This is a genomic window from Paenibacillus sp. CFBP 13594 (genome assembly GCF_014842675.1).
Lineage (GTDB): Bacteria > Bacillota > Bacilli > Paenibacillales > Paenibacillaceae > Paenibacillus > Paenibacillus amylolyticus_B.
In genome coordinates, this window is record NZ_JACYVQ010000004.1 from 209,174 (window position 1) to 225,913 (window position 16,740).

The 16,740-nt window shown below is 47.0% G+C and carries 2 protein-coding genes; both read left to right on the forward strand.

All coding sequences use genetic code 11. The features are described from left to right. Window positions 1–17: 17 nt before the first annotated feature. A complete protein-coding gene (locus IFU39_RS14720; protein ID WP_206759562.1) occupies window positions 18–7,763 on the forward strand; it encodes an SDR family NAD(P)-dependent oxidoreductase in 7,746 nt (2,581 codons plus the stop codon). Next, a complete protein-coding gene (locus IFU39_RS14725; protein ID WP_192133321.1) occupies window positions 7,741–16,734 on the forward strand; it encodes an SDR family NAD(P)-dependent oxidoreductase in 8,994 nt (2,997 codons plus the stop codon). The genes IFU39_RS14720 and IFU39_RS14725 overlap by 23 nt, the downstream gene beginning before the upstream one ends. Window positions 16,735–16,740 lie beyond the last annotated feature (6 nt).

The following is a 16,740-nucleotide window of genomic DNA, read 5'->3' on the forward strand; positions in this document are numbered from 1 at the left end:
CTGTAAAGGAGAGCAAAATGAGAAAAGGATTAATGGGAAGTATTAAACTGGATGATCTCCTGGAATCCGGGGCAGAATCGGTCGATATCGAAAGTGTTTCGACTAAGGACATTGCCATTATTGGAATGTCCGGCAGATTCCCGGGTGCAGAGGAACTCGAGGCATATTGGAGCAATCTGGTTAACGGTGTGGACAGTATCAGCGATTTTCCCGCAGAACGACAATCTTTCACAGATTATTATATGAAGACACGGGGAGAGTCGTTCACGTATACCAAAGCAGGTTTTTTGAATCATATTGACCGATTCGATTATCGTTTCTTCAACCTGTCTCCCCGTGAAGCTTCTCTCATGGACCCCAATCAGCGGTTGTTTCTTGAAACGGCTTGGCACGCCATTGAGAATTCAGGATATGGGGGCGGTAAACTTAAAGGAAGCAACACAGGTGTGTACGTTGGGTTTCGTAACGATGAAGTATATGACTACAAAAGATTAATCACTGACTTGGAGCCGCAGGCAGATCCCAGTGCAGTTCCAGGTAATCTGGCCTCCATTCTGGCTAGCCGGATTTCTTACTTGCTGGATCTGAAGGGGCCGAGCCTGTGTCTCGATACAGCATGCTCATCTTCTCTCGTAGCCATCCATCTCGCGTCCCAGGCCATTCGAAACGGAGATTGTGATCTGGCTGTCGCTGGTGGCGTAAAGATACGTTTGTTTCCCCTGGATGAAGGGAACAAGCTTGGTGTGGAAGCGCCAGATGGCAAAGTGAAGGCGTTCGATGCAGATTCGGATGGGACGGTGTGGGGTGAAGGCGCTGCCGCTATTATCCTCAAACCTTTGAACAAAGCACTCAGGGATCGAGACCATATTTACGCAGTCATTAAAGGAAGTGCTGTGAATCAGGATGGAACTTCCGTAGGCATCACCGCGCCGAATACCGCTTCACAGACAGATTTGCTGGTGAAAGCATGGAAAAATGCGGGGATTAACCCGGAGACGCTAAATTATATTGAAACACATGGTACAGGGACAGATATGGGAGATCCCATAGAGTTTGAGGCCATTCGCAGAGCGTTCCAAAAGTTTACAAACAAGAAACAATTCTGTGCTATCGGTTCAGTGAAGACAAATGTGGGCCACTTGGATTGTGTAGCTGGTATGGCTTCGCTTTTCAAGGTCATTATGGGAATGCGTGAAGGCATGATGCCACCCACACTTCATTTTCAGCGTCAAAACTCAAAAATCAACTTTGAAGATTCTCCGGTCTATCTCAACACTCGCCCTAGAATATGGCATGCCGAAGGAGCTCCACGCAGATGTGGTGTCAGCGCGTTTGGTCTAAGTGGAACCAATAGTCACATTGTAGTTGAAGAGCCGCCACATTATCACAGGGCAGGTACCGCAACGATCCCGGATATGCAAATTTTAACGATCTCTGCCAAAAGTGCTGCCAGCTTAACAAAGCTGGTGCATGCCTATCAGGCCTTGCTCGTTTCAAATCCTGAACTTTCGCTGGCAGATCTATCATTCTCGGCTAATACCGGAAGAGGGCACTACACTCAAAGGCTTGCGATCACTTACAGTGATCGCAAGGATTTGGAAAGAAAATTGAAGTTGGTATCAGCCGCAAATGGTGGTCCTGATCTCGAGATAAACGGAGTTCACACAGGCACACATCGGATTATAACAGCCGGTGCAGGGGAGTCCACGCGGAGTACAGGGGAAATCACGGAGCAGGAGGTCAGACTACTTGGACAGAAGGCCCAAGCATGGCTTGCTGAACCTCATGTTCATCCGAGACAAGTGCTGTTGGAGGCCATTTGTGATTTGTATGTTCAGGGAGCCGATGTGAGTTGGGAAGATCTGTACAGAGAAAAGTCTGTGCGCAGAATTCCACTTCCTTCATACCAGTTTGAACCGAACATATGCTGGCTGGACTGGAAAGCGGACATGGATCAACGCCAGACAGATGACATGACTCGGAGTATGTATAGAACACGCTGGATCGCGGATTCTTTGGAACCATCCATACCCGATGAGGAGCAGCAGCCAATTGATGATGGGATAACCCTGATATTGCGAAAAGATAAAGACCTTGAAGGCGAAAGGCTTGAAACCACCTTGCGTAATCTGGGAAGAAAGCTGGTATCCGTGACATTTGACGGAGATGTTGCCGTTATGGAAGGACTCTCAGGTCTAGTGCAACTTTCTTCAGAAGATGTTTATGATCATCTGCTTGGTGCATTGCCTTTCAATGATATAACCCGTGTTATTCATCTACTGAGTTCAACGCCCAGAATGCAGGTGCATAATCTGGCGGATCTTTCTCAGGCGGAAATAGAGGGTCCTCTGAGTCTGTTCAGACTGGTCAAATCTCTGGTGCAGAGAGCAGTGTCTGGCCCTGTAGGCATATCAATTGCTACGACAACTGCTTATCAAGTGACGGGGGACGAGGTGGAACTGTATCCTGAGCACGCTGCCTTGATCGGCTGGGCTAACGTTATAGGAAAGGAATATCCGCATATCCGTTGTCAGTGCATTGACAGAGATGAACATAGTTCACTTGAATCTATTCCGGAGTTGGTTGGTGGCATAGGCATCTCCAACGAGAATTTTGCCTATCGGAATGGGATTCGTTATGTTGAACAGCTGGATGAATGGGACACAGAGACTCAGAAAAATAGGGACTGGCAACTGGTTGAAGATGGAGTATACATCATAACGGGTGGAGCAGGGGGGATAGGTTCAGAGATTGGGAGATGGATGGCTGGTCAGGCAAAGGTACGAATTGTCCTACTGGGACGGACAGAATTACCCAACAGAGAGCAATGGCCGCTGCTTCGTAAGAATGGGAAAGACCAGACGGCTGTTCAGCAGATTATTCGTGAAATAGATGCCATGGAAAGTCTCGGAGCAATGGTAACTTATTTTAGCGTAGATGTATCCGATGAAATGCGTCTTACCCATACGTTGGATGGTATCAGAAAAACGTTTGGTTCTATACGTGGAATTGTGCATTGCGCAGGAACGGGAAGTGATCTGTCTACCGATCAGAAGAGTGAAGATGACGTCAAGCGCACGTTGGCTCCCAAGATCAGGGGGACATGGCTGCTTGATCAACTTACCCGACAAGATCAGCCTGATTTTATGCTGTTATGTTCTTCTGTCGCTACAACATTCAGCACGTTGACGATGGGAGATTACGTTGCAGCCAATGCCTACCTGGATACGTTCGCCGCACAACGAACCAAGCAGGGACTTCACACACTCGCCATTAACTGGGTGACCTGGAGGGAGCGGGGAATGGCAGCACGTTCGGGTTTTACGGCGGATACTATATTTAAGGCCATTTTGCCTGAACAGGCGATCCATACTCTCGCAGACGTTGTTACTCAAAAAGTAGACCGCGCTATTATCGGGGAATTAAACATAAATGGTGGGGGCATTCCTTTACTCGAACGTTCAGGGATTCGGGTTGCTCCACATTTGCTCGAACGATTGAAGAGGATGAAGTCTACGACCAGATCTATAGCAGATATGGCTTCTACCCGATCAATTTCACAACATGGCGCGGGTCAGGTGATCCTCACGGGAAAAGAAAAAGAGGATTACACCGAAGCAGAACGACGTGTCGCTGATGTTTGCAGACAGGTATTGGGTTTCGAGGAAATTAACATCCATGAAAATTTCTTTGAACTGGGAGCCGATTCCCTCTTGTTAAAAACGATGCATGCCAGATTGGAACTGCTTGATCCAGGTTCACTTATGATTACGGATTTGTTTGAGCACGCAACAGTTTATAAGCTGGCCCGTTTTCTGGTGGATAAACGCCAGGGAAGCAACAACATGACACATCATGCAACGATGAAAGGAACGGAACAGGACATAGCCATTATTGGCATTTCCGTCAAACTGCCTAACGCCAACACCACAGATGAGTTCTGGGACAATATTCGCAACGGGTTGGATTGCAGGACCACATTGTCTGCAGAACGAAAGGATGCCATTGATCGCTATATTCGATATAAACAGTTTCCTGAGGGCAGCGTTGCTCTTGTGGAAGGGTCGTATATTGATGAGATTGATAAGTTTGATAGTACCTTTTTCCGATTGTCTCCCAAGGAAGCAAGCCTGATGGACCCGCATCAGCGTCTCTTCCTGCAGGCATGCTGGGAAGCAGTTGAAGATGCCGGTTGTGTAGAAGACATTAGTGGAAGTCATACCGGGGTGTTTGTTGGATACTCGCCGAATATTCGCGATATGTATTCACGACTCATTTATGAAACCAATCCGACTCTTCTATCCAGCGCTATGGTGGGCAACACAGCAGCAGTTACCTCTGGAAGAGTATCTTATATGCTGGACTTGAAAGGGCCATCGATGGTCGTAGATACAGCCTGTTCATCATCCCTCGTTGCTGTAGATGCCGCTTGTCAATCGATTCGTAGCGGCAAATGTGAAATGGCCATAGCAGGTGGGATTAAAATCCATACCATGCCGATTCATCACACGAATACACGCATGGGAATAGGCATGGAATCCATGGATGGAATCACTCGTGCATTTGATGAGGAATCGGAAGGGACGGGATTTGGCGAAGGCATTGGTGTAATCATGCTCAAACCACTCGAAAAAGCTAAACAGGATGGCGACCAAATCTATGCAGTCATTAAGGGATCAGCATCCAATCAGGATGGCAGTTCTGCCGGGATGACAGCACCAAATCCGGCGGCTCAGGAAGACGTGATTCGCAAAGCGTGGGATGATGCCGGCATTGATCCTGCGACTATTGGTTATGTGGAAGCCCACGGGACGGGTACACCTTTAGGGGACCCGATTGAAGTAAACAGTTTGACAAATGCATTCCGTATGTTCACCGACAAACGAAATTTCTGTGCGATTGGATCTGTCAAAGCCAATATGGGTCATCTGCTTGAAGCAGCGGGAATCGTCGGGTTGATCAAAACTGCGTTGGCACTTAAAAACAAGGAATTGCCTGCAACGATTCACTTTAATCGACCCAATGAAAATATCCCGTTTTACGATTCTGCCATATACGTCAACACCGTTACTCGTAAGTGGGAGGTTGAAGGCCATCCGCGGCGAGCTGGCGTCAGTGCGTTTGGCATGAGCGGAACCAATGCCCATATTGTGCTGGAAGAGCCACCGACAGACTATATCCATAAAGAACTGTCTGACCATGTTCCTCACGTTGGGCCACAGTTTTTCATGCTTTCGGCCAAATCACGTGAGAGCTTGCAGCAACTTGTTACAAGGTACGTTGCATATGGTCCGCAATTATTACAAATGGATCTGCAGGATATCTGTTACACGGTCCAAGCTGGGCGCAGTCATTATCCGCATCGATTAATTTTTGCAGTGAATACGACAATGGAGCTTGTTTCCCGTTTGAATGAATTGAACCGGCTCTACTTTTGGGAGTCTGAACTGGGCGAAACAGGCCAGGTTTTCTACCGTTATGGAGAACACCGATTGGTATCAGGTACGGATGGGATTAGACGTCCGGATGATCTTACTCTGGTTCAGAAGGAAAGTTTGAACACCGAAATTCAAGAAGTGGCATTAGCTTGGAGGGACGGCCGATACAGGGACGAATCCATGCAGGTCAAAATTAGTGAGTTGTATTCGGCGGGCGCAGATTTGCCACCATTATTATGGAATGACGGACAGGCACCTCGTAAAGTGCGGCTCCCGGTGTATGCTTTCGAGCGTAAGACACACTGGCTGGACATACCCGACGTCGCCCCGGTAAAAGTGGAACGTATGGAACAACCATTTCATGTTATTCGTTGGGTTAACACGCCATCCAACGATGGGACATCATGGATGTCCTCCGAATCTGGAGATGTGTTATTGTTCACAGGAAAAACCACTCTTTCGGCATCGATCTATGAGAGATTACTAGCTGCGGGTCGGAGGGTTGTAAGAGTAGAGATTGGACTTCAAAAGGATTCTACTCCAGGCGATGGATGGTATGGCGTTGATTCAAATAAACAGGCGTATGAGGACTTGTTAACCGATCTTCAATCCGAGTATCAATTCACACATATTATCCATATGTCAACGACTGAACAAACAGTGTTTCCCGAGAGTATCGAACAATTAGAGGTGACCCAGCAGCGTGGGGCTCGCAGCCTGATGTATCTTACACAGGCGCTGGCACATGTGGGTTATGAACGCGGACTAAGCCTTACGCTGGTATCTGATTATGTGAACGAAGTGACAGGCAATGAACGTGTCCTTCAGCCGCAACAAGCTCCTTTTATGGGAATGGGACGGGTTGTAGGTCAGGAATTGATGGGCATATCCTGCAAGTTTCTGGACGTGGATGATGTTGTCTCTGCTGAAGATGTGTTACAAGAGATCGGCCGAAAGTCTGAGCTATATCTTGTTGCTTACCGGGAAGGTACTCGTTATGAGGAACAGTTCGAGACTTTGGACGATACGACGGTAATCGGCCATTCGCCAGCAATTCAAAATGACGGTGTATACGTGATTACTGGCGGCACGAAAGGCATTGGTTTGGAAGTCGCCCAGTACTTGGCTGACAAGGGAGCAGGACATGTTGCTTTGCTTGCCCGTTCACCTTTTCCGCCGCGTGACCAGTGGACTGAATGGCTTGATCAGAACAGAGACAGGGAAGTGTGCGAGACGATAAACCGGGTGATGGATCTGGAGAAGAAGGGAACGTCATGTTCATTTTATCAAGTGGATATCGGGCATCTGGATAGGCTACGTGAGGTATTTGATGAACTTCGACATACTTGCGGTCCCATTCATGGCGTAGTCCACAGTGCTGGTGTACCTGGTGAAGGCATGCTGATGCGCAAGACGGAGGAACAGTTCTCAGCGGTGACAGGTCCCAAAGTCTATGGAACATGGGCGCTTGATCAGGTCACGCTTGAGGATAATCTTGACTTCTTCCTGCTCTTCTCCACGATCTCTTCGGTGTTTGCTGCTCCGGGCCAAGGGGACTATGCTGCTGCCAATGCATACCTGGATGCATTTGCTGCATATCGAAGCAAGCTTGGGAAACGAACCCTAACTATGAATTGGAACACATGGCGAGATACGGGGATGGGCGTTCGTTACGGTATCAATGTGGATGGCGTATTCTCCGCCATTCCTACGGAGCAGGGCATTGCATGGCTGGATCGTGCGATGGGAATGACCTTGAATCGGGTAATCGTCGGCGAGATCAATCGTGAAAGCAAATTGCTTGGCATGATGTCAAGTGTTGCTGTGAGATTATCTGATGACCTGAGATCCCTCGCTACTGATGAGAAGACTGTTTTTACTGAAACTCAGAACCAGACCGGTTATGCAGAAGTTACTCTGGATGGCAGGACAGGAGAAGGAGCATATAGCGATGCTGAGGATCTGATTGCCAAAATCTTCGGTTCGGTACTAGGGTTCAGTGAAATCAATATTTATGACAGTTTCTTCGAATTAGGGGGAGATTCGATCATGTTGGGCCAGATGCATGAGTTATTGGATCGGCATTTCCCCAATAAGATCAAACTGGTAGATCTGTTCGAATATACAACCGTAGACAAACTCAGCAATTACATTGCAGGCAATGAGCAACATATCCTGCAAGCTGCACCGATAACATCCGCATCAGAAGAGCAGGACGGAGATTGGAATGACTCATTAAGCCATATGCTGGACAAGTTGCAGGACGGGGAAGTATCTGTCGAAGACATTCTTCATCGTTTGGATGAAATACGGCCAGGGGAGTGAGCTTGTGGAGAAAGTCTACAAACATGTTGTTGAAAACATAGCCTCCGGCAAAATTGACAAAGTGACGGGGATTCAGGTCATCAATCTGCTGAAGCAGGAAGAAGCAAATCATCAAGAGGATATAGCAGTCATAGGCATGAGCCTTAAATTTCCCCATGCGAATCATCCGGAGGAATACTGGCACATTGTTGAGCAGGGGATTGATTGCATAGGTGATTATCCATCTGATCGAAAATCTGTAACGGATGAGTACCTCAGACTAAGCGGATATTCAGACGAATTCCTTCAATATCTGGATGGTGCTTTTCTGGATGAAGTGGATCAATTCGACTATAAGTTCTTCCGTCTCTCTCCAAAAGAGGCCAGTCTGATGGACCCTTGTCATCGTTTATTTTTGCAAACGGCATGGCATGCCATCGAAGATGCCGGTTACGGCGGGCAAAGGCTTGCAGGAAGCAATACCGGCGTCTTTACCGGATTTGCCAATAGCAACAACTATAAGGAAATGATCAAGGATACTAATCCGGAAGAGTTGTCTATTGCGATGACTGGAAATATCGCGTCAATGCTTCCTACCCGCATCTCGTATCTGCTTAATCTAAAAGGACCGACCATGGTAGTGGATACTGCTTGTTCGTCCTCGTTAGTATCCGTTTATCTGGCTTGTAAATCGCTGATGAACGGGGATTGCAACATGGCGATTGCCGGAGGAGTTAAGCTGGATATTTTGCCAGTGGATAATGATTTTCTGAAGATTGGGATTGAATCCACCGACTACCGGACAAGAGCTTTTGATAAAGAAGCAGATGGATCCGGTATGGGTGAAGGTGTGGCTGCAGTAATTTTGAAGCCGCTTCGTCAGGCTCAGAAGGATGGAGACCACATCTATGGTGTAATCAAAGGCATCGCCTTAAATCAGGATGGAACGTCCATGGGCATCACGGCCCCCAATCCGGTTGCTCAATCCGAAGTAATTGAGGAAGCGTGGAAGCGAGCAGGTATCCACCCGGAATCCCTGGCCTATATTGAAACTCATGGAACAGGAACGAATCTGGGTGACCCTATCGAAATTCAGGGGCTGGAACGTGCTTTTCGAAAATATACGAATAAAAAGCAATTTTGTGCAATCGGTTCGGTCAAAACCAATGTCGGGCATCTGTATGAAACAGCAGGGATGGCCAGTCTGATCAAGGGACTTTTATCATTGTATCATCGGAAACTCCCGCCTTCCCTTCATTTTAATTATCCAAACCTGAATATTGATTTTGGGAATTCACCCGTCTATGTCAATACAAGGTTAAGAGAGTGGGAGCGAGGTGCTGATCCGCGTAGATGCGGGATAAGCACATTTGGTTTGAGCGGAACGAATTGTCATATAGTGCTGGAAGAAGCTCCTGTACAGGCCACGCTGAACGTTACGCATGATGGGCATACGGGTGTTCATCCATTCACGTTGTCTGCGGGATCAGTTAATGGAATTCAAATCCTGATGAAACAGTATCTGGACGGAGTATCTGCCTTCCCTGACAGGTATTCATTACTGGATGTGTGTCGAACAGCCAATGCATGTCGCGGACATTATGCTCACCGAGTGATCATTTTGGCTGAACATTTGGAGGATTTGCGCATTAAGCTAACCCAGGTTATATCTGGAGACTTTCACACGTTCACAGCACCTTGGTTTCATTATGGGGAACACCGACTGATCAGCGACAATCGGGAAGTTTCAGGGGGACATGATATTACCCAGAAAAACGTTCGTGCGTTAAGTGAAGAGGTCAGACAAGAATTGAACCAGATGAATGAGGCTACATTCGACTGGGTGCGCCTGTGTACTCTTTACGTGCAAGGGGCATCCGTGGACTGGTGGCGTCTGTATGAGGGCAAGTCTACGAAGACCGTACCTCTGGCGGGTTATCCTTTTGATCCGCAGAAGTGCTGGATTGACATGGGAAGCAGACCAGCAGAAGAGAGTGTCCACCCTGACAACGGATTGTTTTCTCTTACGTGGCATGAGCTTGAGGGAGAGTACGAGGATAACGAAGTTCATTCAAGCGAGAGAGTTGTACTCTTTACAGCCGATGACAAAGGTGGGGCTGACCTTGCATTGCTTTTGCAACAATCGGGTAAGGACGTCATTAAGGTTTGCCCGGGAGATTACTTTGAACAGAGGAACGATACTGATTTTCGAATTGGTTCGAAAGAGGTCGATTTTGATTCTTTAGTCAATGCTTTGGATTTAAAATCATGGTCACAGGTCATCTACGCACCTACCTTTGCTTCGGACACTTCTGTTCAGAATCTGGTGGAGTTGAATGAATCACAGGAACGCGGCGTTTACAGCCTGCTGTATCTGGTTCGTTCATTGACCAGACATGGTATTGATTATGATATGGATATGGTGATTTTGACCCAATGTGTCCATCATGTCACAGGCAAAGAACACCTTCTTAGACCTGAACTCGCACCGCTAGAAGGTCTTGCCAAGGTGATACGTAAGGAGCATCTGAACATACAATGTCGAGTTATCGACGTGGAAGATATGCTATGGAGCAAGGGGAGTGCAGAGTCTGTTTTCAGAAAAACAGATCACTTCCTTACCGCCATTCGAGACGGAAAACGGTATGTTCAGTCATTCGGTACACTCCAGCCTGTTGCAGAGTCGGACAGTAACAATGGACAATTTCCAGCTCTTCATTCAGAAGGGATATATCTTGTGTCTGGTGGAGCCGGAGGTATCGGGATTGAAGTATCCAAATATTTGGCTGGCAGGGACAAGGTACATCTGGCCTGGATTAATCGTACTGCCTTTCCACCCCGGAAAACATGGGAAGCAATTTTGGAAGCACAGCAGGATCAGTCGTTATGCCGAAAGATTCAGGGAGTGCTTGATATTGAAAATATGGGAGCTAGCGTTGAAATATACAACGCTGACATTTCCAAAAAAGAAGAGATAGTTCCAATTGTAGAAGAGCTGCGTCAACGTCATGGGAAGATTCGGGGGGTTATCCATGGCGCGGGAATCGGAAGATCCGACTTATTAATGAATCGTACGGATGACCAGTTTAAAAGCATCTTCAATCCTAAGGTGATGGGTACACGTATTTTGGATGAAGTTACCCATTCGGATGATCTGGATTTCTTTATTCTGTTTTCTTCGGTAGCAACGATGTTTAGCGGAGCCGTTCAAGGAGATTATACCGCAGCCAATGCTTATCTGGATGCCTACGGGGAATATCGGAACAAGCTCGGCAGAAGGACACATGTGGTGAACTGGACGACCTGGAAAGAAACCGGTATGGCCCTCGAAGGTGGTTTCACAATCGATACCATTTTTAAGACGCTGCCAACCAGTAAGGCTCTTGAAGGGTTTGAGCAGGTGTTATCCCATAATGTACCGAGAGCACTTGTAGGTTATCTCAATTATGAGAACGGTGGAGTCTTCCTGCTCGAAAAATCAGGGGTAATGCTTTCTCCTGTGCTGACTGCGCAAATTGAACTATTCAAGGAGAAAAAGAAGCAGGAAAAAGCGAGCAAAGCAAAGAGTGTAGCAACAAATCCAGCAGGAGAAGTAAGTCTGACAGGAAGTCTCAACGAAGAGTTTAGTGATACGGAAAAACGTGTGGCCGAATGTTGCAGAAAAATATTAGGTTTTGATCAAATTGATATTCACGACAACTTCTTTGAATTAGGTGCGGACTCTATTCTGCTGATGAAAATTCAGAGTGAGATTGAGCGGATTTTTCCAGGAACCATTAATGTTACGGACATGTTCGAATACTCGAATGTTCATCATCTCGCAAAATTTATCGGTGGAAAAAACAAGAAGGAGGAACAGCGTCCTTCTCCAGCGATGCATCTCAAGAAGCGTACTGCGGCGGAACGAGATGGAGATATTGCGATTATCGGCATGGCTGTGAATGTGCCACTTGCTTCCACACCTGAGGAGCTGTGGGCGCATCTCGTCAACGGCACGGATCTGGTTCGGTCGTTTCCGGAATCGAGAAAAGTGGATATTGACAAGCATTTTGCGTTCACAGGTCATGGCCAGGCACAGATGAAATACAACGAGAACGCGTATCTGGAAGACATAGACAAGTTTGATGCAGGTTTCTTTCGGTTATCGCCCAAGGAAGCAAGTCTTATGGACCCCAATCAGCGATTATTTCTTGAAGCTGCGTGGACTGCAATTGAGGATGCAGGGTATGGCGGCACCAGATTGAGTGGTAGTAAAACGGGCGTATATCTTGGATATGCGGCAACCTTGCGAGATCTGTATGCACGTCTCTTATATGAAGTTGATCCTGGGAGCGGTTCAAGCTCCATGGTGGGTAATCTGACAGCCATGATGTCTGCGCGGATCTCATATTTATTGGATTTAAAGGGCCCAAGCATGGTTATTGATACGGCCTGTTCATCTTCATTGGTGTCTGTAGACATGGCTTGCAAAGCTATTCGTAGTGGGCAATGTGATTATGCACTGGCTGGCGGAATCAAGATTAACCTGTGCCCGGTGGATGATGAAAATATGAAACTTGGCATCGAGTCTACAGATCATCGCTCCAAAGCTTTTGATGATGAAGCAGATGGAGCAGGTATTGGAGAAGGGGTTGCAGTGGTACTGCTGAAATCACTTCAGCAGGCACTGGATGACCATGATTCGATCCATGCTGTAATTAAAGGCGGGGCTGTGAATCAGGATGGCAGTTCAATAGGCATCACGGCACCTAATCCGGCATCTCAAACAGAGGTAATTATATCTGCTTTGGAGGATGCACGAGTTGAACCGGAGACAATCACATACATTGAAACACACGGCACGGGCACGACATTGGGAGATCCGATTGAAATTAAGGGCATATCCGATGCACTGTCGAGCTACACAGATCGCAAGCAGTTCTGTGCGGTGAGTTCCATCAAGACCAACTTGGGGCATTCTTCGGAGGCTGCTGGAGTGATTAGTTTGGTGAAGGCGGTTATGGCACTGCGTGAGAAAAAGCTTCCTCCGACGCTGTACTTTAATCGACCTAATCGAATGATTGAATTTTCCAATTCACCGGTCTTTGTGAATACCCGTCTGCGTACTTGGCATTCCGAGGAAGGACCGCGACGTTGTGGGATCAGCGCGTTTGGGATTAGTGGAACCAATTGTCACGTTATCCTGGAAGAGGCCCCAGTACAGACATTTGTCCAAGCTGAGGAACGCAGACCTTATATTTTGCCTCTTTCCGCCAAAAGTAAGGACTCTCTGTCCAGATTGATCGCAGCTTATCATGATTATCTCGATAGTTACGATGAACTGGATCTGTTAAGCCTGTGCGGAACAGCTGCTCAGGGAAGAGGACACTACAAGTTGCGTATCGCCATTGCTTTTAAAGACAAAGAAGAGCTGTTAGCCCGATTGGACAAGCTGCGTGGATGCCCGTTTAGCGAGATTAAACCGCCCGTTGCTTATGCATCTGAACATCGAATGGTTCCTGAGACGAAGGAGCCAGGTGTTGGCGAATTGACGGAACAAAAACTTCGTGAATTAAACGAGCAGTCAGACAGGGTACTGAAGCTCATTAACGAGCACGGATGGGAAGATCAGCACTTGGAGGAAATATCGATTCTTTATACACAGGGAGCCGATATTGACTGGTCCAGATTGTACGCAGAAGAGGAAACCTTCAGGCTGCATCTTCCAACGTATCCTTACGAGCGCAATCGTTGCTGGATTGATATTCCCGAACGAGTTGCGGTTCAACCATCGGTTGTGCAGAAGGAAGAACCAACGATGCATTACACCATTGGCTGGGTGGAAGCGAATAATCCTGAAAGGGTTATTCCGAATCCGCAAACCGTCTTGCTTTTGAAGGGGACAATTCCGTTATGTGACAGTCTCTCCCGGGAACTTACTGAACGTGGAGCACATGTAATTGAAGTTACTCTTGGTGCAACATATGCGAAGATCTCTCCGGTTCATTATCAGATCGATGGTTCGGAGGAGCAGTATCTGCAATTATTGAAGGCTACGAAGAACCACAGAATAGATCAGATTATTCACACCTTTACCATAAATGGTCATATAGCACCCGAGAGTCCGAAGGAACTGGAGGATGCCTTATGCCGAGGGGTGCATAGCTTGTTTTACCTCACAAAAGCCATTGCGGGTGCAGGATTGCGAAATCGAATGCGCATTGTTCTGTTATCCCAGTTCGTTCACGAAGTTAGCGGCCACGAATCACATCTTGCTCCTGAATATGCTACGATGTTTGGCTTGGGTAAAGCGATTGGACAAGAGCATCCTCAACTGGAATGCAAAGTCATGGATATAGATGATGACACCGCTATTCCTATTTTGCTTAATGCAATGAATGCAGATGATGTTTTCTACGCCACTGCTTATCGGAAGGGTCAACGATATGTGGAAGAGTTTAGGAAGACAGATCTGTTGGGAGCTGAGCTCTCTGATGTAACCATTAAGGAGCAGGGGGTCTATCTCATCACCGGCGGAATGGGCGGCATTGGCCGAGCATTTGCAGAACACTTTGCCAACAGACACAACGTTACCTTGATTCTTGCAGGCAGATCGGATTTCCCTGATCGGGAAACATGGCCAGCCATTTTGGAGGATAACAAGGATCTGGAGCAATGCAACAAAATTAAATGGATACAGTCGATTGAGAACAAAGGTTCCACAGTAGGTCTCTACAGCGTGGATACAGGTGATCTTCAACAAGTATCAAGACTCATGGTGAACATCAGAGAGAAGTATGGCAAAGTGGATGGCATTGTTCATGGTGCAGGGGTAGCTGGTGAAGGATTCCTTGCGTCCAAGGATGCGGAGACCTTTAACCGTGTGTTGCTTCCGAAAGTCCAGGGAACCTGGAATATGGATCAGGCAACAGCCCACGACTCTCTGGATTTTCTTGTTCTGTTCTCAACCACTTCAACATTATTCAGCTCTCCGGGTCAAGGAGATTATTCAGCAGCGAATAGTTATCTGGATGCTTATGCAGCGTATCGCAACCGCAGGGGTGGACGTACATTAACGATCAATTGGGTGGCCTGGAAAGAGACCGGGATGGCCAAAGATTTTGGCGTAAATGACGACATGGTGTTCAAGTCTGTTTTAACAAATTCTGCATTAAAGGCCTTTGACCAGGCTTTTCAGCGTAAAGTGCATCGGTCTATCATCGGCGAACTGAATTATGACTCGGAATATATGGCCTACGTAGGTGACATGCCAATGATGATGTCGGAGGACGTATACAACACGATTCAGGATCAAAGTGCCGGCGTGATTGCTGAAGTGGAGATGAGAAAGGCAACGCTGAACAAGGAAGTCTCGTTACACGGCCGTAATGATGGTCAATATACAGCCATGGAACAGATGTTATCCCGGATTTGGTCACTTCATTTGGGACTGACAGAAATGGATCTGTATGATGATTTTTACGAATATGGTGGAGATTCCATTATTGGACTCAAGATGGCATCGGATATATACAGGGAAACGGGGATACAGGTTAATCCTTCGGATGTGCTGCAATATCCGACGATCTGGGGACTGGGAGTTCACCTGCAATCTCTGGTCGATGTGGAGAATGCAACAGTCGGACAACAGTCTATCCCTCATGCAGAAGTCAAAGAAAAATATCCACTTTCATCAGCTCAAAAAAGGATATTCTACCTTTGCACTCAGGACCCGGACAACATCAGCTATAACCTGAACAAAGCGTTGATTATGGAGGGGGATTTTGACCCATTCACGTTGAACGGTTATATGAACACTCTGATTCAGCGCCATGAATCGTTCCGTACATCATTTCACTGGGAACAAGGAGAGCCGATTCAGAGAATTCACGAGAACGTGGATTTTTCAATCGAAACGTTGCCAGATGTCATTCGTGGAACGGAAGCAGTCGAAGATGTAGTGAAGCAGTTTGTCCGACCGTTTGATCTGGAAGCGGCACCGTTGATCCGCATGATTGTTGGTTCGTTGGATGACGGTCGCCATCTGTTGATGTTCGATGTGCATCACTTGGTTACAGATGGAATGTCGATGGACAATATGATGCACGAAATCACGTCAATGTACAGTGGTTCACCTCTACCGAATATTCCTTATCAGTATAGAGATTATTCGGAATGGAGCAACCATTATCAGCAATCGGATTCGATTAAATCACAGGAAGCCTTCTGGCTGGAAACGCTGAAAGGGCCATTGCCCACACTGCAACTTCCAACAGACTTTATACGGCCGGATCGAAAAACCTATGATGGAGCCAAAATGACTTTTTATGCCGACGAAGCACTAACTGCTCGTATAGGCAAGCTTGGAGCACGTACAGGAACAACGCTATACATGTTGCTCTTATCCGTCTTAAATGTCCTGTTGCATAAATATACGAACCAGAGTGATATACTCATCGGTTCGCCTGTAACGGGTCGTCAACAGGGTAACTTTGATGCCACCATTGGCATGTTTGTGAATACAATCGTCCTGAGAAACGAACCTGTGCCTGATGACTCATTCAGGGAGTTACTTCTGGATGTGAAGCAGCGTACGTTATCGGCTTTTGCGCACCAGGACTGTCAATTCGACCGAATTGTGCAACTTGTGAATAGTACACGTGATCCGAGCAGAAATCCGCTGTTTGATGTGTATTTTGCACTGCAAAATGTAGGGATGTATACCGGAGAGATTGAGGCTTTCAAAGGCACATTAATTGATTATGACAGTGGAGTTTCACGGTTTGATCTGGCACTGGATGCGATTGAGCGGGAGGGTACGATCGAGTTTATTCTGGAATATAATACGAGCTTGTTCTTGCCTGGCACAGCTGAATATATCGCCAAAGATTTCGTGAAAATTCTTGAGATAATTTCAGAGCAGCCAGATACATTGATCTATGATATTGAAGTTGATCGTGTCACGGATATCACGGATGAAGCTGTGGATGAAGAAGTGAATTTCAATTTCTAGCCAGAT

Coding starts and splice junctions, on each gene's coding strand:
- IFU39_RS14720 (WP_206759562.1), top strand. CDS start 18: ATGAGAAAAGGATTAATGGGAAGTATTAAACTGGATGATCTCCTGGAA.
- IFU39_RS14725 (WP_192133321.1), top strand. CDS start 7,741: ATGAAATACGGCCAGGGGAGTGAGCTTGTGGAGAAAGTCTACAAACAT.